A 715-nucleotide genomic window follows, 5' to 3' on the forward strand; every position below is an offset into this window, starting at 1 on the left:
ATTCCGCGGAAGGCTCTTCACATGTCCTCTCTTGATCAATTTCTCGCGGCTTCACCGGATGCGATGATTGGTGGTGCAAGCTCGTGCTCACCCTGTTCGAGGTACGTCGCAAGCAGCGATAATTGATCTGTGCGGACGTATTCAGAGGGCCCTCTTTTCACCGAAGTGCAAGCGTTATGACGCGACGGAAGCAGCTGTTGCATAGTCCGTTCAAGGCATAGGCCACTTCTCAGGAATCTTTTCGGGGGGGGTCAACCGACTATATACCCGGCGTGGCCGCAAAGCTGCCGATCTGCTCAGGGGCGGGCGATGTCTATAATGGGGTGGAGGCTATGTTAGAACTCGGCGCAGCTGCTGGGTCCGGTTGTTTTGCCGTGACGGGCGTTGGTTCGGTTCACTCCGTTATCGCTTTGACGCTGGTCCGCGATCATCTCGACCATTGCCTATCCGACGCTGTGGGGACACTCGACGGCCCGGACCGCGCCCGGATCGACGAATTTCGCCACATAGCCAAATACCTCTAGGAAAATTTCATGCTGGCTGTTCTGCGCAATCGCACCTATCGTCAGCGATCTGGGCGAGCTCCCCAATGCCTTGCCATCGTTGTTGGTGCCCAACGTTCCGTTCACGCTGGAAACCCTCTGGATCATCCTGCCGACCTCAATCGCAGTTGCCGCAGTTGGTCTTCTGGAAAGCCTGCTCACAGCCTCCATCG

The 715-nt window shown here is 56.9% G+C and carries 1 protein-coding gene and 1 pseudogene; both read left to right on the top strand.

Features of this window, described 5'->3' with window-relative positions; genetic code table 11:
• Positions 1–332: 332 nt before the first annotated feature.
• A complete protein-coding gene (locus tag WH91_RS25920) occupies positions 333–524 on the top strand; it encodes a metal-sensitive transcriptional regulator (RefSeq protein WP_143078129.1) in 192 nt (63 codons plus the stop codon).
• A gap of 40 nt (positions 525–564) precedes the next feature.
• Positions 565–715 (top strand): annotated as a pseudogene (locus tag WH91_RS25100) (sodium-independent anion transporter); the annotation flags it as partial.

The organism is Devosia psychrophila (genome assembly GCF_000971275.1).
In the GTDB taxonomy this organism is placed as follows: Bacteria; Pseudomonadota; Alphaproteobacteria; order Rhizobiales; family Devosiaceae; genus Devosia; species Devosia psychrophila.

Coding starts and splice junctions, on each gene's coding strand:
- WH91_RS25920 (WP_143078129.1), top strand. CDS start 333: ATGTTAGAACTCGGCGCAGCTGCTGGGTCCGGTTGTTTTGCCGTGACG.